Origin of the sequence: Polynucleobacter sp. AP-Ainpum-60-G11, assembly GCF_018688375.1 — a bacterium.
GTDB lineage: Bacteria > Pseudomonadota > Gammaproteobacteria > Burkholderiales > Burkholderiaceae > Polynucleobacter.
Map to the genome: position 1 here is coordinate 384,383 of NZ_CP061318.1, position 18,214 is coordinate 402,596.

Annotated in this window: 16 protein-coding genes; 11 read left to right on the forward strand and 5 right to left on the reverse strand. The window is 45.3% G+C overall.

Translation table 11 applies throughout. The features are described from left to right. Window positions 1–45: 45 nt before the first annotated feature. The 6 genes from FD971_RS09905 to FD971_RS02075 all read left to right on the forward strand — a co-directional run bounded on the left by FD971_RS09905 (window position 46) and on the right by FD971_RS02075 (window position 7,862). Window positions 46–555 (forward strand): universal stress protein, encoded by a 510-nt coding sequence (locus FD971_RS09905; RefSeq protein WP_256442906.1) that lies wholly within the window; start codon window positions 46–48, stop codon window positions 553–555. Window positions 556–1,359: 804 nt separating this feature from the next. Further along, window positions 1,360–2,625 carry a TolC family protein gene (locus FD971_RS02055; protein WP_215334462.1) on the forward strand — a complete coding sequence of 422 codons (1,266 nt, stop codon included), beginning with the start codon at window positions 1,360–1,362 and terminating at the stop codon, window positions 2,623–2,625. Continuing rightward, window positions 2,622–3,968, forward strand: coding sequence for an efflux RND transporter periplasmic adaptor subunit (locus FD971_RS02060; RefSeq protein ID WP_215334463.1), 1,347 nt, complete (start codon window positions 2,622–2,624; stop codon window positions 3,966–3,968). The genes FD971_RS02055 and FD971_RS02060 overlap by 4 nt, the downstream gene beginning before the upstream one ends. Before the next feature lie 5 nt (window positions 3,969–3,973). Then, window positions 3,974–7,069 (forward strand): efflux RND transporter permease subunit, encoded by a 3,096-nt coding sequence (locus FD971_RS02065; protein WP_215334464.1) that lies wholly within the window; start codon window positions 3,974–3,976, stop codon window positions 7,067–7,069. Beyond that, entirely contained in the window at window positions 7,066–7,389 is a 324-nt protein-coding gene (locus FD971_RS02070) for a P-II family nitrogen regulator (RefSeq protein WP_215334465.1), read from the forward strand. The genes FD971_RS02065 and FD971_RS02070 overlap by 4 nt, the downstream gene beginning before the upstream one ends. 74 nt (window positions 7,390–7,463) lie before the next feature. Further along, window positions 7,464–7,862 (forward strand): VOC family protein, encoded by a 399-nt coding sequence (locus FD971_RS02075; protein WP_215334466.1) that lies wholly within the window; start codon window positions 7,464–7,466, stop codon window positions 7,860–7,862. A 14-nt stretch (window positions 7,863–7,876) separates the two neighbouring features. Here the strand turns inward: FD971_RS02075 and FD971_RS02080 are convergent, their stop codons facing one another. Continuing rightward, window positions 7,877–8,578 (reverse strand): haloacid dehalogenase type II, encoded by a 702-nt coding sequence (locus FD971_RS02080; protein WP_215334467.1) that lies wholly within the window; start codon window positions 8,576–8,578, stop codon window positions 7,877–7,879. 122 nt (window positions 8,579–8,700) lie between these two features. On the opposite strand from FD971_RS02080, the gene FD971_RS02085 reads away from it, so the two are divergent. After that, complete coding sequence (locus FD971_RS02085; protein ID WP_215334468.1) at window positions 8,701–11,610, forward strand: FAD-binding and (Fe-S)-binding domain-containing protein; 2,910 nt, start codon at window positions 8,701–8,703, stop codon at window positions 11,608–11,610. A 78-nt stretch (window positions 11,611–11,688) separates the two neighbouring features. On the opposite strand, the gene ahpF is transcribed toward FD971_RS02085, so the two are convergent. After that, the gene (gene ahpF / locus FD971_RS02090; RefSeq protein ID WP_215334469.1) at window positions 11,689–13,233 is read right to left on the reverse strand and encodes an alkyl hydroperoxide reductase subunit F; all 1,545 of its coding nucleotides are present in this window, start codon (window positions 13,231–13,233) and stop codon (window positions 11,689–11,691) included. Window positions 13,234–13,353: 120 nt separating this feature from the next. Beyond that, a complete protein-coding gene (gene ahpC, locus FD971_RS02095; RefSeq protein ID WP_215334470.1) occupies window positions 13,354–13,917 on the reverse strand; it encodes an alkyl hydroperoxide reductase subunit C in 564 nt (187 codons plus the stop codon). Window positions 13,918–14,161: 244 nt separating this feature from the next. On the opposite strand from ahpC, the gene FD971_RS02100 reads away from it, so the two are divergent. The 3 genes from FD971_RS02100 to FD971_RS02110 all read left to right on the forward strand — a co-directional run bounded on the left by FD971_RS02100 (window position 14,162) and on the right by FD971_RS02110 (window position 16,026). Continuing rightward, on the forward strand, window positions 14,162–14,419 hold the full coding sequence (locus FD971_RS02100; RefSeq protein ID WP_215334471.1) for a hypothetical protein: 258 nt from the start codon (window positions 14,162–14,164) through the stop codon (window positions 14,417–14,419). Window positions 14,420–14,638: 219 nt separating this feature from the next. Continuing rightward, window positions 14,639–15,094 carry a polymer-forming cytoskeletal protein gene (locus FD971_RS02105; RefSeq protein WP_215334472.1) on the forward strand — a complete coding sequence of 152 codons (456 nt, stop codon included), beginning with the start codon at window positions 14,639–14,641 and terminating at the stop codon, window positions 15,092–15,094. 53 nt (window positions 15,095–15,147) lie between these two features. Further along, window positions 15,148–16,026 carry a hypothetical protein gene (locus FD971_RS02110; RefSeq protein ID WP_215334473.1) on the forward strand — a complete coding sequence of 293 codons (879 nt, stop codon included), beginning with the start codon at window positions 15,148–15,150 and terminating at the stop codon, window positions 16,024–16,026. Between the two features lie 48 nt (window positions 16,027–16,074). Here FD971_RS02110 and FD971_RS02115 read toward each other — a convergent pair whose 3' ends face one another. Then, entirely contained in the window at window positions 16,075–16,476 is a 402-nt protein-coding gene (locus tag FD971_RS02115; RefSeq protein WP_215334474.1) for a polymer-forming cytoskeletal protein, read from the reverse strand. Between the two features lie 82 nt (window positions 16,477–16,558). Then, a complete protein-coding gene (locus tag FD971_RS02120; RefSeq protein ID WP_215334475.1) occupies window positions 16,559–16,882 on the reverse strand; it encodes a hypothetical protein in 324 nt (107 codons plus the stop codon). A 254-nt stretch (window positions 16,883–17,136) separates the two neighbouring features. Here FD971_RS02120 and FD971_RS02125 point away from each other — a divergent pair, with 254 nt between their 5' ends. Then, window positions 17,137–18,195, forward strand: a complete 1,059-nt coding sequence (locus FD971_RS02125; protein ID WP_215334476.1) for a hypothetical protein — start codon at window positions 17,137–17,139, stop codon at window positions 18,193–18,195. Window positions 18,196–18,214 lie beyond the last annotated feature (19 nt).

An 18,214-nucleotide genomic window follows, 5' to 3' on the forward strand; every position in this document is an offset into this window, starting at 1 on the left:
AAAGTGGTTTTACAAGAGCAGTCCCCTAATTTTGGAGAAAACATAATGAATAAAATATTAATTCCTGTGGATGGTTCAAAAAACTCAGACATGGCAGTAAAGCATGCTGTGAAAACTTATGGGCAAGATGCCGGTGCACATTTTTATCTGTGCAATGTGCAGCCTACTTTATATCGTCACATTGGTAAATTTTTGAGCAAACAAACTATTAATGAGTGGCATGCTGAGCGTGCAGCTGAAGCTGTAGCCTCAGCATCTGCTTATCTTGAAAAGCATGGCTTGAACTTTACTTTTACCTATGTCTGTGGAGACAAGGGCAGCGCTATTCGTGATGAAGCGATGCGGCTTGAGTGCAATCGTATTGTGATTGGTACTTCAAAGAAAAACTCGCTAAGCCGTTTATTTGAAAACTCAACTACGGCTAGGTTGCTAGAAATTAGCGATATTCCTGTAGAGGTGGTGACTGGCAGCACATTACCTGTACTGGAGCGTTGGGGTATTCCAGCCCTGGGTGCTGGCGCAGCAACCGCGCTGATGGCTGTAGTGATTGATTAGTTTTAATCCTGCTGTTCTCTTTTATGCCCTCTTCCCGAGGGCATTTTTTTATCTATATATATTCAGTTAAATACTGAATTAAATTCAATTTAATTCCTCTTTATTAGGATAGAAATGCTATGTATTCTGATCCTGTATTTAACAAAGGAGATGTCAATGAATGTGATCTTAGATTCTAGAGAAGAAATAGAACCGGAGTTGAAGGCTTTTACTGAGAACAGGGTGAAGTTCTCCTTAAAGCGACTTTTCTGGATGGTGCGCAAAATTAAGATTCAATACACTGCAGTTGCATCGTCGAAGACGACTTGTAATCAACATTGCAAGATTTGCTTGGAGACATTTGATCATCATCAAATCGAAGTGAGCATGGCGGCAAGAGACAAGCGGATGGCTTTGGAAATGTGTCTTAAGAAAATCTATAAACTTGTTCAAAAGACATTCCATAAAAGTCAGCAATATGGACGATTTTCAAAACACGTCTATGTATGAGCAATTGGGGCCCCATACAATCGATTTGTCATAAGTATGATCTAATTAGTCCTACACATGTGGGGAGTAGCCTGCTCAGTCAGCTGAGTCCTATATATCGTCAATTCGGCCCTTGGGCTCGGTATATAGGTGAATCAATATCAAGGCAAGACCATTTTAATTTTTATAAATGGTTATCTTTTGAATTTGCAGCCCCAAGCCTTGATTTCCCCACTCAAAACCGTGCCTTTATCCCTTATTTGGGGAATTTCACGTATCTCCCCTTTAATAGGGCGAGATAATGAATGATCTTATTTGTTCTCTAAAATTGTCGTAATGAAACGCTTAGCCCCAGCATTGATCTTTGTAGTCTGCGTCCTCTTTGCGGGCGGCGTCAGTGCACAAGCTCAAAAGCCACTTACACTCAATGAACTCATTGGGCTAGCATTGGAGTCAAGCCCTCAAGTGCTGGCAGCGCGCGATCAATCTAAGGCAATTAAGGGGCAACTTTCTTCCGCTCGGGCAATTCCAAATCCTGAGTTTGAGTTGAATACTGGTCAACAAAGATCTGCATCAGGCCCATTAACCACAGGCAATGTGTCGTCGTGGTCAGTGACACAACCATTGGATATGCCCTATACCCGCTATCCCAGAGTAAATGCTGCTGAGGCTAACTTGCGGGCTGCAGATGCGACCCGAGTTGCTTTTGAAATTGAAATGATCTCCAGAGTTCAGCAACGTTTTTATGAGTTGATGCGCCGTGAAGCGGAGCTAAAGGCAGCTGAAGAAGACTTGGGTTTAACCAAGCAAATTCGTGATCGCATGCAAATTCGTTATGACGTAGGGGAGACTGCTCGCTTTGAATTGATTCGAGCACAAGCAGAATTTCTGAATGCGCAAATTAATGCAGAATCTAGCAAACTCAGAGTTGATCAGGCTAAGGGTCAGCTTAGGCAGGTTGTTGGTCATAACTTACCGAATAGCTTTGAGGTAGTACCGCAGCCGATTAAGATCGAGACCTTGCCAGCCCTACCAATCTTGCTAAGTGAGCTGCATGCCCAGAGTCCTGAGCTACAGCGAGCAAAGGCGGAAGTCGAAGCAACTGAATCTAAGCTTAGTTTCGAACAGAACTCGCGCTTGCCTAGGCTGTCTATTAAAGCCCAGCAATATAACGATCCTAACTTTACTGACCGTCTATATGGCCTGGTAGTGAGCATCCCTATCTGGGACTTTAAGGGTGGGCAAATTGCGGAAGCAGAGGCCAATGCATCTAAAGCTAAGAATCAATTCAACGCTCAAAGCCAAAGCCTTGAGCAACAGCTAGAGACGGCATATAAGCTCTATCAAATGACAAGTTATCAAGTAAAAATTCTTGATCAAGATGTGGTTCAGCTGGCATCTAGTGCACGTCGGATTGCTGAAGTTTCTTATCGTTACGGTGAGCGTGGCATGCTGGAGTATTTGGATGCACAAAGAACATTTAGGGTGGCTCGGAATGATTTGATTAAGGCTCGTTTTGATTTGGCTTCAGTCGTTACGGAGATTCAGCGTTTAAGAGCAACTCCGGAGTGGATTCAAAAAATTGAGAGTGGAAAGCAATGAGACAAGAATTCATAGCAAAAATTGACAAATTGAAGGAGCTTTACGCTCGTTATAGATTGGTGGCAAAGGTTCATGTTCAAAAATGGATTGCCATCGTCATTAAGACTCAGAACGACTGGTATGCGCTGACCCATGAGTGGTTTAGTACGCATTTACCTCGCGTTGCTCAGCAATACGATAAGAGTCCTCAGTGGACCCAGAAAGGGCTTTTTTACTTTCCTTGGTTTTGTTTATTTTTGATCATCCTAAATTACTTCAATGTTTTTGATCGTAGTCCAACCATTAAGTCGGTCCAAGACCCCAATATAGTTATTGTTAATGCCGATTTGCGCAAAATGATTACAGATGGCAATCTTTATTCGGGCTCATTTGTGGAGGAGTTGCGAGCATCTGGTCGCATTGATTTCAACGAGCTCTTTTTATCCCGCATTGGTGCTAATGTCACGGGGCGGGTGTCTGAAATCCTGGGCGTTCCTGGTCAGATCGTAAAGCAGGGGGATATCCTCGCTAAAATTACTTCAACTGAATTAACCCAATCCCAACTCGCTTACCTAAAGGCCAAAAGCGCTAGTCAGTTAGCTGATCAAGCTGCTAATCGGGCCAGAATTTTATTTAAAGAGGATGTGATTGCTTTGGCTGAGTTGCAAAGACGTGAGTCTGAAGCTAGTAGCGCAAAGGCAGAGTTTCGTGCTGCTAATGATCAGCTGAGAGTTCAAGGTATGGATCAGCCTAGTATTGATAGACTGGCTAAATCTGGCGTGATTGAATCCACCAATAATGTCATCGCCACTATTCCCGGTGAAATCGTTGAGCGCAAGATTAATAAGGGTCAAGTTGTTCAGCCTGCAGAAGCACTCTTTACAGTGGCTGACTTGAGTACTTTATGGGCCGTATCTGAAATACCTGAGAGTAATGCCTACTTGATTCACAAGGGGCAAAAAATTACCTTGATTATTCCAGCCCTCAGGAATGCTGAGGTTGAAGGTGTAGTTGCTCACGTGGACTCGATTGTGAATCCACAAACACGTACGGTAGTTGTCAGAATGGAAGTGCCTAATAAAGATAGCCTGATCAAGCCCGGCATGTTGGCAACTATGATGATCGAAAGTCAACCTACCGAGAGGCTATTGGTGCCAGTAAGCGCTGTGATTCGCCAAGATAATCATGATCATGTTTTTATTCGTGAGGATGAAGATACTTATCGCATGATCACTGTTAAATTAGGGCCAGAAGGGAAAGGATATCGCCCTGTAATTTCTGGGCTTAAAGAGGGTCAGGAAATTGCTGTTAATGGCGCCTTTCATTTGAATGCCGAACGTAAGCGACAGTTGAGCGGTGGATAGATCTCATGATTGAGAAAATTGTTCGACTTTCACTTCAACAACGTCTTCTAGTTGCCATTATTGCGCTCGTCCTTTTTGTAGCTGGACTATTGGCAACCAAGCGTTTATCGGTCGACGCTTTTCCGGATGTCACCAACGTACAGGTGCAAATTGCCTCTGAGGCACCAGGACGCTCACCTGAAGAGGTGGAGCGCTTTGTCACAGTGCCAATTGAGTTGGGAATGACGGGTCTTCCAGGGTTAACTGAAATGCGTTCCCTGAACCGTAATGGCTTATCTGTGATTACCTTGGTTTTTACTGAAAAAACAGATTTGTATTTCGCTCGTCAATTGGTTACCGAGCGTTTGATTGAGGTGGCCTCCAAAATGCCGGAGGGTATTACTCCAGTAATGGCGCCACCATCTACAGGGCTGGGAGAGATCTACCAATACACTCTAGACCATCCCTCCGATGGGGATAGGCAGTTATCGGTAGAAGAACTCGAAGAGCGCCGCACGATTCAAGATTGGGTTGTTCGTCCAATGTTGCGGTCTATCGCAGGTGTTGCGGAAATCAATACGCAGGGCGGTTTTGCCCGTGAATATCAAGTGCTTGTTAATCCAGAGCGATTGCGCCATTACCAAGTCAGTTTGCGCGAAGTGTATGAGGCTCTTGCTAGAAATAATGCTAATTCTGGTGGTGGGCAGTTGCCTAGCTATGCAGAGCGTTTCTTGATTCGGGGGGTGGGATTAGTTACCAAGCCTGAAGATATCGGAAAAATTATTCTCAAAGAGGTTAAGGGGATCCCGGTTTACGTTAAGAATGTCGCGGAAGTGACTATCGGTAGCGAGGTTAGGCAGGGCGCCGCCATTAAAAATGGCTATACCGAAAGTGTTGCCGGCATCATTCAGATGATTCGCGGTGGTAATGCCCGAGAGGTAGTCAATCGCATTAAACAAAAGGTTGCTGAAATTAATGAGGGTAAGTTATTGCCTGATGGCCTGCAGATTGTCCCTTTTTATGATCGTACGGACCTGGTAAATGCTGCGATGTTCAACGTAGCAAAAGTGTTGATTGAGGGTGTGATCTTGGTGGTGATCCTGCTCTTCCTGTTCCTGGGTGACGTGCGCTCCTCTCTCATTGTGGTGGCAACCTTAATCCTCACGCCCCTACTGACATTCTTGGTGATGAACCGTTATGGCATCTCTGCTAACCTCATGTCGCTTGGAGGTTTGGCGATTGCAATCGGCATCATGGTCGATGGCTCGGTAGTGGTAGTAGAAAATACCTTTGCCAAGCTAGGCGAAAGGCTGAAGACTGGTGAGTCAAAGATTCGTATTATTTTGGAGGCAGCTACCGAAGTTGGTACGCCGGTACTCTTTGGTGTTGGCATCATTATTTTAGTTTTCATGCCCCTCCTATCTCTGGAGGGCATGGAAGGAAAGATGTTTGCACCAATGGCTATTACGATTGCCATTGCACTCACTATTTCACTAATTCTTTCTTTCACCCTATCCCCAGTTCTTTGCTCTTATATCTTGAAGGGTGGGAGCGAAGATGACACAAAAATCGTAGCACGTTTACGCGCGCCATATGACCGTTGGTTACATTGGTGTCTTACCAATCCTAAGTTGGTTGTCAAAAGATCTTTAATGGGCTTAGCTGCAAGCATTGTTGGATTTGCTCTGCTGGGAAAAGCATTTATTCCGGTAATGCAAGAGGGCTCCATTACGCCCGTGATTGTTCGTGCTCCCAATATTTCCCTGGATGAATCTATCAAGCTGGAGTTTGAAGCGATTAAACGCATCATGACTATTCCGGATGTGAAGATGGCGGTATCTCGTCTCGGTAAGGGTGAGTCTCCTGCAGATCCAGGTCAGCCTAATGAATCTGATCCTATCGTGACATTAAAGCCTTTGGGCGATCGCAAGTTTAGCCAGGAAGAGATTGCACAACAGATTCGCGACAAGTTGAAGACCTTGCCAGGTATTGAGCTTTCTATTTCTCAGCCAATCGCAGCGCGTGTGGATGAAATGGTTTCTGGTGTGCGCTCTCAAGTGGCAATTAAAATTTTTGGAGATGATATGGCAACACTCCAAAAGTTGGGCGCTCAGATCAGTCAAATTCTGACCAAGATGAAAGGTAGCAACGACTTGCGAATTGAGCAAGCTACCGGGCAGAACTATCTCAATATCAACATTAATCGCGATGCAATCGCTCGGTATGGAATTAATGTTTCTGATGTGAATGATGTGATTGAAACAGCAATAGGTGGTAAGCAGGCAAGTACAGTGTATGAAGGGGAGAGACGCTTTCCTTTGGTTCTGCGCTATCCGGCCCCATATCGGGATAAAGTTGATGCAATTGAAAATATCATCTTGCATTCACCTGATGGTGCTCAAGTCTTGATGCGTGACTTAGCTGATATTTCTTTGGTTGATGGCCCAGCACAGATTTCTCGGGAGTCTGGTAAACGACGTTTAGTCGTTGGCGTCAATGTAGATGGTCGTGATCTTGGTGGATTCGTAAAAGAGGCACAAAGTCTTATCGCCAAGCAGGTGGAGTTACCGCAAGGCTACACCCTGGAGTGGGGTGGGCAATTTGAAAACATGGAACGCGCTATGGCTCGTTTGATGATCATCATCCCGATAACGATTTTGGCGATCTATTTCTTGCTCTTCATGCTCTTTAAGTCGATGCGCTTGGCGGGTTTGATTATTTTGGTATTGCCATTTGCTTCGATTGGTGGTGTATTTGGACTCTTTATTGCTGGAGAGTACCTCTCGGTTCCAGCTGCAGTAGGCTTTATTAACCTCTGGGGTATTGCTGTACTCAATGGCGTGGTGCTGATTTCATTTATTAAGCAGCTGCGCGAGAATGGCTACTCTATGGAAGATGCCTTGTTGCATGGATGCGGTCATCGCTTCAGGCCGGTCATGATGACCGCTTCGGTCGCCATGTTAGCTTTGGTGCCGATGCTATTTTCAGGCGGCCCGGGCTCTGAAGTGACTCGCCCTCTGGCAGCTGTGGTGATTTCAGGATTAATTACCTCAACCGCTTTAACATTACTAGTACTCCCTGTCTTATATAGATGGTTTGAAGATAAAGAGGTGGAAGCATGATGGAAGTGAAGGCGGTTATTCGCCCAAATAAGTTAGCCGCTCTCAGAACGGCCTTACTGGAGACTCCAGGTTTCCCAGGCATGACCGTGACTAAGGTTGAGGGGTGTAGCGCCCCTAATCGAACTGCGAAGTTCAACATCAAAGATGAGTTAACTGACTATTCAGCCAAAGTGAAGATTGAGATTGTATGCAATGATGAAGTTGCACAAGTCTTTATGGATCGCATCGTGACTATTTGCCAAACAGGTCAAGTAGGGGATGGCGTGGTTTGGTGTACCGAAGTACCTAAAGCCTTTTTTATCTCTAAGACTTCAGCCTAGGCGTATTTATATATTCTTCGGTATGATGATTCGATCGTTTCGTCATATTGTTGCCAACATTCCTGGAGACTATCTTGAAAAATATTATCGATCGTATTGATCACATTGTTTTGACTGTGACAGATATCGAACTCACCACACAGTGGTATGAAAAAGCCTTGGGTTTTGAGAGGGAGTTTTTTACTGGGCCAGAAGGTCAGCCACGTTACTCATTACGCTTTGGGCAATTAAAAATCAATCTGCAAGATAAAGACACAGAGACACCGACCAAAGCCAGAGTGCCTACGATTGGTTCAGGCGACTTCTGTCTGATTTCAGCCATTCCTTTGGATGACTTTATTGCACATCTTCAAAAAAACAATGTCGCCATTGATGTTGGTCCTGTACCAAGGCGTGGCGCTCTCGGACCAATTCGCTCGGTCTACTTGCGTGACCCAGACAATAATCTGGTAGAGGTTGCCGAATACGTCTAATGAAAGTCTAGATCTTATATGCCTAGCTGGCGTGCAAGATCTATAAAGTCTTTAGCGTGGTAGTTAGTAAATTGCTCCACATGGAGATCGTCTCGTTGATGATTTTTCCCAAACTCCAATGGACGCTCAATAAAAGCAGTTTGTAATCCACAGGCATGAGCGGCCACCAGATCGTCCTTATGAGCTGCAACTAGCATCACATCTTCAGGCAAAACATTAAAAGTATCTGCTACCCCGAGATAGGTTTCGGGATCTGGCTTGTAGTGACGAAACACTTCAGCCGAAAGAATTAAATCCCAAGGCAAGCCAGCATTTTTTGCCATGTTGGCCAATAAACCCAGATTGCCATTGGATAGCGTCACGATCGTGAACTGACTTTTCAACTTGTGCAAACCTTCGACCGTTTCTGACCAAGGGGTAAGGCGGTGCCAAATTAGATTCAGATCCTGCACTTGAGTTTCAGTTAGTGAGGTGATCTTGAAGGTCTTGAGAACATTATCCAAAATCATGCGATGAAGATCGTCAATTTTGGTCCACGGAAGTTCACCAGAGCGCACTCTAGCCATAGCTGGTTTGTAGCCCTGTCGCCAGGCTGTAGCAAAAGCATCCGGATCAACCTGTAGCCCCAGTCGAGTGACCTCAGCAGCAATCGAGCCATGCCAGTCAACTACTGTGCCAAATACATCAAATGCAAGAACCTTGGGAGCTTTATTCATGGGATTGATTCTTGCCTGCTAGAGGGGTTTTGTCAAACATTGGGGTCATACGAGAATTCCTGGGAGTTGATAAAATATCCAATGCCCGAAAAGGGGTCATTGCATCTAATAAGGAATGAATCATGGGCGGTATTTCTCAGTGGGAGCAGCTTAATGTTGAGCTTACAGCGGCTCTTGGAAGCTCTGTTCATTTTGATACTGCCCACCAAGCGGTATATGCCTCGGAGGCATCCAACTATCGACAAATTCCAATCGGGGTTGTTACCCCCAGAAATACAGAAGAGTTTGTAAAGGGCATCGAAATTTGCCATCGCAATAATGCGCCGGTGCTCATGCGCGGTGCTGGTACTTCCATGAATGGCCAAACAGTCAATAACGCTGTGGTGTTTGATATCTCCAAGTACTGCAACCATATTCTTGACTTGGATCCAAAGGCTGGCAATGCCGTTGTTGAGCCAGGTGTGATTTGTGATTCATTACGTGATGCCGCTGAACTCCATGGACTCACTTTTGCACCAGACCCCTCCACGCATAGCCGTTGCACCCTAGGCGGCATGGTTGCCAATAATTCCTGTGGTGCCCATTCAGTGATGGCAGGCAAGACGCTAGAGAACACTGAAGCGCTCGAGATTATGACGTATGACGGTGAGCGCTTTTGGGTTGGCCCAACCTCTGATCAAGAGCTGCAAGAGATTATTGCTGCCGGCGGGCGTAAGGGTCAGATCTATCAAGATTTACTGACTTTGCGTGATCGCTATGCGGATTTAATTCGTGCGCGCTTTCCCAATATTAAGCGCCGCGTTTCTGGCTATAACTTAGATCAACTCTTGCCTGAGAATGGGTTTAACGTCGCACGTGCCTTGGTGGGTACTGAAGGTACTTGTGCGCTCACTCTAGCTGCTAAGGTGCGCTTGGTAAAGAGCCCTGCAAAACGGGTGGTTTTGGTTTTAGGCTTTGATGATATTTATCTAGCAGGCGATGCTGTACCGGAATACCAATCCTTTAATCCGATTGCGATCGAAGGCTTGGATTACAAAATTATCCGTGGTTTACAAGAGCGTAATTTAGCTAAAGCAGAAATTGATTTGCTCCCCCCTGGAAATGCCTGGGTAGTTGTGGAATTTGGTGATGACACTATCGAAGGCGCTATAGCTCAGGCTGAAAAAGCGGAGCAGTATTTCAAGACAAGAACCAAAGGCCCCAAACCCTCGACATGGCTTGAACCTGATCCTCTGGTGCAAAAACGTATTTGGTCGATTCGTGAAAATGGTGCATCAGCCACCCACTTATCGATTGACCCAAACTCTCCTGACCCAGTGGTAGGCTGGGAAGATGCTGCGGTTGATCCAGCGCGTTTAGGTGAGTACCTGCGCGCTTTCCAAGCGCTAGTGGACTCTTACGAATATGAGACTTCACTCTACGGCCACTTTGGAGATGGATGTATTCATGCGCGCATCACCTTTAACTTGCGATCTGCAGAAGGTGTTGCCAAATTTAGATCCTTCATTCGGGATGCGGCGACCTTAGTAGTGGAGTTTGGTGGCTCACTCACTGGTGAGCATGGTGATGGTCAGGCCAGAGCAGAATTTCTCCCCATCATGTTCGGTGAAGAGTTGATGGGCGCAATGCATGAGTTCAAGCGGATCTGGGATCCGCAAAACAAGCTCAATCCCGGTAAGGTCGTCCACCCTTATCGCGTAGATGAAAACCTACGCATGGGTCCAGAGTACAAAGTAGTTAATATCAAAACGCGATTAAATTTCTTAAGCCAAGAAGGCAATGGATTTCAGAGGGCAGTTGAGCGCTGTGTTGGTATGGGTAAGTGCCGTAGTGAAAAAATTGGCACCATGTGTCCAAGCTATCGTGCCACTAAAGAAGAGCGCTTTTCTACTCGTGGCCGCTCACGACTCTTCTGGGAAATGCTCCAAGGCGAAGTAATTAAGGATGGTTGGGAAAGTAAAGAGCTTAAAGAAGCTTTGGATACTTGCCTCTCATGCAAAGGTTGCAAGAGCGATTGTCCTGCGCACGTTGATATGGCTTCGTACAAAGCGGAGTTCTTATCCCACTATCACGAAACCAATAGCAGGCCTCGTCAGGCTCTGACCATGGGTCGTATTGGGGATTGGGCGCCATGGGCTAGTAAGTGCTCCTGGCTGATCAATGGAGTCATGCAAACACCTGTGCTTTCTAATGTCGCCAAATGGCTTGGTGGCGTGGCACAAGAACGCAGTCTGCCTAAGTTTGCGAACCAGTCCTTCAGAAAGCAATTCAACCCATCAAAGCATACAAATGTTGGTCAGAAGAAAGTCATTCTTTGGGTGGATACTTTCTGCGAGCACTTTCATCCCGAGGTGGCTAATGCAGCAGTTGAAGTCCTGGCGCATGCGGGCTTTGAAGCAACACTGCCGAAGACACCCCTATGCTGCGGACGACCTTTGTACGACTTTGGTTATTTAGACCTAGCAAAACAAAAGCTCGAAAAGATTTTGGATGCGATCGGTAGTGAGATCCAATCAAATCCAACTGCACCGATTGCCGTTGTGGGTCTTGAGCCTGGTTGTATGTCAGTGTTTAAGGATGAGCTATTAAAGTTCTTCCCGAATGATCCAAGAGCGAAGCTCTTGGCATCGAGCACCTATTTGCTTGGGGATTTTCTGCACGAACAGGGCTACACACCACCACCCTTAGATTGCAACATCTTGGTTCACTCACATTGCCATCAGAAGTCTTTATTTGGTACCAAGGGCGATGTAGCTCTATTAGCCGCCTTGGGTGCTAAGGCTAATTACATCGATAGTGGTTGCTGCGGTATGGCAGGTTCATTTGGATTTAATCCAGAGCATGTGGAGATATCCAAAGCCGTTGGCGAGCTAGTATTGCTGCCCGCTATTCGAGCTGCCGATCAGGAAACTATTATTCTGACCAATGGCTTTAGTTGTCGAGAGCAAATTGAGCAAGAGACAGGACGCAAGGTTAAGCATTTAGCTGAATTGCTACAAATGGCACATCAAGCCCAAGTCGAAAACGTCTAAGACAGAATCCCCGTCAGTAGGAAGAGAAAAGCCCCGAGAGATCGGGGCTTTTTACATCTAGGTACTGCTTTAAAGATCTTATGATCGAATCAAATAGTCAAAAGCGGAGAGTGATGCTTTAGCACCTTCACCCATAGCAATGATGATTTGCTTGTAAGGTACAGTAGTACAGTCACCAGCAGCAAATACACCCGGCATTGAGGTTTCGCCTTTGGCATCAATGATGATTTCACCGCGAGGGGATAAGTCAATTACACCTTTGAGCCAATCAGTATTAGGTAGCAATCCAATTTGAACAAAGATACCCTCAAGCGCTATGTCATGCATCTGCTGATTCGCACGATCTTCATATCTCAAAGTAGTTACTTTGCCATTGGCACCCAATACTTCTTTGCTTAAGGCATTGGTAATGATGGTGACGTTTGGCATGCTGTTTAATTTCTTTTGGAGTACTGCATCGGCACGCAACTTGGTATCGAATTCAACCAAGGTGACATGACTCACAATACCCGCTAAATCAATTGCAGCCTCAACCCCAGAGTTGCCCCCACCAATCACTGCAACGCGCTTACCTTTGTAGAGAGGGCCATCGCAATGCGGGCAGTAAGCCACACCTTTACCACGGTATTCTTGCTCGCCCGGTACATTCATTTCGCGCCAGCGCGCACCCGTACTCAGGATGACTGTCTTACTTTTCAGCACGGCGCCATTTTCTAGAGTGATAGCAATCTCATCGCCCATCTTACTGAGGCTCTGAGCAGTTTGCAGATTCATTACATCAACTTCATATTCTTTTACATGCTGCTCAAGTGCCATGACTAATTTAGGTCCTTCAGTCTCCTTAACGGAGATGAAGTTTTCAATACCCACAGTATCGGCAACCTGACCGCCAAACTTCTGAGCCACCACTCCGGTTCTAATGCCTTTACGAGCAGAGTAGATCGCAGCTGAAGCGCCTGCTGGACCGCCGCCAATGATTAAGGAATCATACGCAGCTTTAGCGTTCAATTTTTCCGCATCTCGAGCAGAGGAGTTGGTGTCGAGTTTTGCAGCAATTTCTTCAACGCTCATACGGCCTTGACCAAACACTTCACCATTCAGAATCACGGTAGGTACAGCCATGATCTGATACTGATCGACCAAGCCCTGAAAGAGAGCGCCATCAATCATTTCATGTTCAATATTGGGATTGAGCGCAGCCATGAGGTTTAAAGCCTGCACGACATCTGGGCAGTTATGGCATGACAAAGAGATAAATGTCTGAAAGCGTTTCTTGCCTTCCAAGCCTTTAATACTCTCGATCACATCTTGCTCCACTTTCGGTGGATAGCCGCTGGATTGCAAGATCGCCAGGATGAAAGAAGTCATCTCATGACCCATTGGTAGACCTGAGAATGCAATGCGCGCCACTTCATCTACCTTAGCGACAGTAAAACTAGGAATATTTTTGCTGCTGCCAGAAGTCTTTACTGTGATCTTGCTGGACTGCTCGGCAACCTCATTCAACAACTCCAACATTTGAGCGGATGGAGTGCTGTCATCGAGAGTAGCCTCTAAAACAATCGGGCTCTCAATTTTTTCAAAATAGGCCTTGAGTTGAGCCTTGATGTTTGCGTCTAACATGATGTGTTCCTAAGTATGAAGTCTTGATGAGTCTATTGGGCAAGGTTTCTGTTTCTCATCCTGCCCAATAGACTCTCCGAAGAGAGTCTATTGATTCCTAATTACTGCTGAATTGACTGCTTAGATCTTGCCTACGAGATCTAAAGATGGTGTCAATGTAGCTGCGCCTTCTTTCCACTTAGCTGGGCATACTTCACCTGGGTGAGCTGCTGTGTACTGAGCGGCTTTGAGCTTGCGTAAAGTCTCAGAGATATCGCGAGCGATTTCATTTGAGTGGATTTCAGCTGTCTTGATAACGCCTTCTGGATTGATGATGAATGTGCCGCGCAATGCGAGACCTTCTTCTTCAATGTGTACGCCAAAACCACGTGTCAATGTATGTGTTGGATCGCCAACCAATGGGAATTTCGCCTTACCTACTGCAGGTGAAGTCTCATGCCATACTTTGTGTGAGAAATGTGTGTCGGTAGTGATGATGTATACCTCTGCACCCATCTTTTGGAATTCTGCATAGTTATCAGCCGCATCTTCAATTTCTGTTGGGCAGTTGAATGTGAATGCTGCTGGCATAAAAATCAATACTGACCATTTGCCTTTGAGTGTCTCATCGGAAATAGTGACAAACTTACCGTTATGGAAGGCTTGGGTCTTGAATGGTGGAACTGGTGTGTTAATAAGTGACATGGTTTCTCCTGTTAAAAATGAAATAGTTGATTCACAACAAGAGCCATTCTAGAGACTAATTGTTTATTTGAATAATGAATAATTTAGATATATGTCATCGATTTATTAGATTAATAGCTTGCCTTGTTTAATTGTCTTGAAGGTAGCAGCATCTACTTTTTCAATATTTGCTTCTAGGCTCTTGGCGCCAGCCTGAAAAGGTTCATAATGTTATCTAAGCCCTATATAGATTGCGAGTAATCAATTGGACAAATTAAACCTGCAAGCCTCTTATTTAAGCAGCTCTACCTACAGAGGGGACGCTACTCTGCATGATCGCAAAATAGCCCCTAGTACAGCCTCTACTCGAGCCCACCCGGTCCCATCTGCACTGAAGGTTGAACAATCTGGGCCGGCAGCTACTATTGAAATCAGTGGCAATACCCCAGATCCCCTAAAGCTGATCCCGATGAGTGCTGACCGCCAAATCGGTGCATATATTCGTAATACCAAGTTGTTGTAAGTAGCCCAAACGTGATGGTGGCTATTCCGGGGCCTGGCTTTCACCGCAATTAGAGGGTGTGGCTCTAGCTAAATAAGTTTGCATTCACTAACTTATTTAGCCCTCATTGCAAATCAGGCGTCCTTCAGAGGACATCCCTAAATAAAGCTAGAATAGATCCCCGCCCAAACAGATGAGGGGGATAAGGCACCAAGGTGCTGGATGCCCAAAGGAAACCCAATGAGTTTGTTCAAAAAAAATTCCCAGTCCATTAAGTTCTTGCAGCCAACGATGGAGTCCTTTGAGACCATCATTGGACCAGCTACGGAGGTTCATGGCAGGCTAGTTGCTAATGAGAGTCTACGTATTGACGGTCGGGTGATCGGCAATATAGAGGCGCGCCAAGGAAAGAGTGTCAGCATTGCCTTGGGTCGTACGGGCGCAGTGCAGGGCGATATTTTTGCATTTAGGGTTCTCGTTGCAGGCAAGGTAGAGGGCAATATTTATGCAACTGAGCGCGTTGAGTTACACGAGGGTGCGGAAGTTCGGGGCGATATTACTTATGGCCAGCTTGGAATTGAGCATGGCGCAAAATTAAACGGTTTGATGATCTCAAGAAACGGTGAGGAGCCTGAAGGCGCCACTGATTCGGCAGCAATTTTTCAAGCGAATTGGAGCAAAATCAAGAGTCAGTAATTTTTAAACACGTATGATTTATACCCATAACGCATCAACAAGGATGGTAGATCATGGGATTATTTGACTTAATTAAAGGCGGGTCTTTGCAGATGAGTCAACTGCAATTTGACCAGTGCGTTTTCGATCATTATCGCGAACGATTTAACTACGATAGTTTTCAAAGTTTCTGGCATGCAACCGTTCCCAATGCTGATGGCAGTGTTGGGCGCTTAGTCGATCGTCTATATGCATGTGAGGATGGATTTCCAAAAGACAGTCTTTTGCATGCACAGTTAGCAGAAGCCTCTTTAATCATTGAAAAACATTGGTTCAATACCTACGGTATAAGTCCAGAGTCTTTAAGTATTTTTTCAAATATCTGCAACCAGGCACAAAAAGCGCTTGATGAGCAGTTGAGCTCTGAAGCCGCTCAGCCCGTTGAAGTTGATCCTGAGCTCAGGGTTGATGGGTGTCAAAAATCCCTGAAAACGTATGAGCAAAATCTAGCTCAAATGGGATTGCCAAAGTTTGATGATCTGATCAAGATTCATTATTTTATGGCGGATATGAATGAAGCCTTGTCAGCCCCGTTCAAATACAGCGGTAGCGTTTTGAAAGTATTAGAGCAAGATTCCTACATGCAGGATGATGTGAGCTGGGGGCGTTGGACTCTCTTTCGAGATACCACTGGCTATACCGATGTTTGGATTGTGCGCATAGAGTCTGGAAAAGCTGAAGTGGTAAAGATGATTTCTAAGGTAGATGCAGATACCTATAGCTTAGATGAGTCTCCCAGAGGTATTCAATTTGATTCAGAAATTTTTAAGGCGATAGATAAGACACGCATTACAGCGTTTGATAATTCTGAATTTAATGATCCACCACCTCCATATTTCCAAATGCTATCGATGATGGATGTCATTGGCGATAAACCGAATAGCAATGTCTAGATAAAAAAATACCCCAATAAAGGGATATTTTTTTTAAGCAGTTAAAACTTACTCATCATTAGAGTTTGAGCTTGAGTAGTCTTGTGTAGTGGAGCTTGAGTAGCTTGAAGATGATGGAGTGGCATCAATCACTCTTAATTCACCACTCAGTTTTGCACCTTTTTCAACACTCATTTCGGCGTACTGGGTGAGGCCAGTAATTTTTGCGCTAGAGCGAACATTCAGGTGGTTGGTTACATGAAGGCCTTGAGTAACTTCGCCGCGAATCTCAACCACTTCAGCGTTAATGCGGCCATTCACAATTCCAGAAGTATCAACTAGCACTTCTTTGGTGTTGAGTTCGCCTTCCACTAGACCAGCAACAACTGCCATTTCTGGTACTTCAAAAGTGCCCTTGACAATAACGCCCTCGCCAACGAAAAGGGAGCCTTTTGGATTGTTATCGGTCATAGTAAGTTTCCTGAGGTAATAAATATGGGTTGATCATATAGCAATTAAGGAGTGTTATGGGCGGCCGTGCTACTGGCTTGCCCTACATTGGGGCTGGTTTTTTCCCGGTAGTAGGGGTGGAGAGCTCTGAAAACTGCTCTTTTAACTCTTTAAGTGAGTTAATTTTGCTTTCAATATGGGGAATTTGCTTCTGCAGGGCCTGAAGGTTCTCGCGATAGTGAGCCTCAACCTCATCCATCTCCTTGCGCGTGATAACGCCGCCCATTTCCTTGGTCATTTCTGGGCTAAATCGAATAGCCACCCTAAATCCTAGGAAATGGATGCCAATGCCGAAGAGAATAAATGCGCTAAAGGATAAAAAAGCAATTTTGATGACCGTTCTACCAGTTATCTTGATTTGCTTCATGGTCGAAGTCGACCCAGAGATCCAAATGAGCTGCATTTTGTACTAATAATCCTCTATTTATCGGGTTTATCCCTTAATTGGGGGTGATTTTATCATTTTGGCATCATTTTGAAGCATTTTTTCTAAGAGAATCACTGCCTATACATCAACTAGTTTGCTAGTATTGCAATATAAATATAACAATATGGAGACAAGATTAGCCAATCTTTACTCCTGCTTGTATTTTTGCGGTGAAGTAAATTGAGGAAAATGGCATGTCGCCAGTTAAAAACAACCCCCTTCCAGAGGTCATTGGATCTTCGCTAAAAGCGGCCAGGGAAAATAGAAAGCTTGAGCGCTTAGAGCTGGCGAATTTATGCTGCCTATCAGCCAAAATGATTTTGGAGCTAGAAGAGGGCGGAATGAGCTCTTTTTACAGCTTCCCCTTGAAAGTCAATGCAGCTAAACGGGTGGGTAATTTTCTCAATCTTGCAGAAACCGATTATTTACTGTTTCCGCGACCAGTTGCCATCGCTGTTGAGAGTCCCGAGGGCGGCTCCCCTGACATCAAGGCTGCCGAGAATGCTGAAGAAGCCACTTCTCAACCCGATTCATTGGACGCTGTTGCGGATGTTGCTCCTGTAGAGTCAGGCCCCTCAACTACAAAAGATGAAGTTCGTGCGGGATCACTCGATCCTGCTATTACTGAGCGCTTGGAGTGGCAGGAGTTATTAACTGAAAAAGTGGGCGGGGATGTCTCTGGACCAGATGCTGGAAGACGTTTTAATCTTCCTATCAAACCAGTACTTTTTCTCTCATTAGGACTGGCTGTTGCTGGACTATTGTTTGGCCTAAATACAAAATATGATTTGGTTTATCAGGTTGCCAGCTTAATGGAATCTAAGCCAATTACTCCGGTTACTCCGCTTGAGGATGCGCCTAAAGATGCGGTTGAAGAACTCAAAGTTGAAGCCCAGGCCGAGGCAGTCCCCAGTCAAGAAAGTAAGCCTGCTGAGGTAAAGGTAGCAGTAGACCAGTGCCCCTATAAGCCGAATGCACAAATATTAAGCTTCCAATCGCCCAATCCTTCAAAGGCCGGGGATGTTGTGAATCTCAAAACCTTAGTTAAGCAGACGATTTGCTTTGTTGATAGCGCTGGTAAGCAATTGGTGATGGCAATGGAGGCAAATACCGCCCTTGCCTTTAAAGGTGTTGCGCCATTCACCGTTTTAGCTCAAGATTTGGATGATGTTGAAATGTATTTTCAGGGGTGGAGGGTTCGCTTACCTGCCGCCGGGACTAAGCAAGTGAAGTTACTCGAGGTGAATCAATAGCTCGCTATCCTGTGCGCTA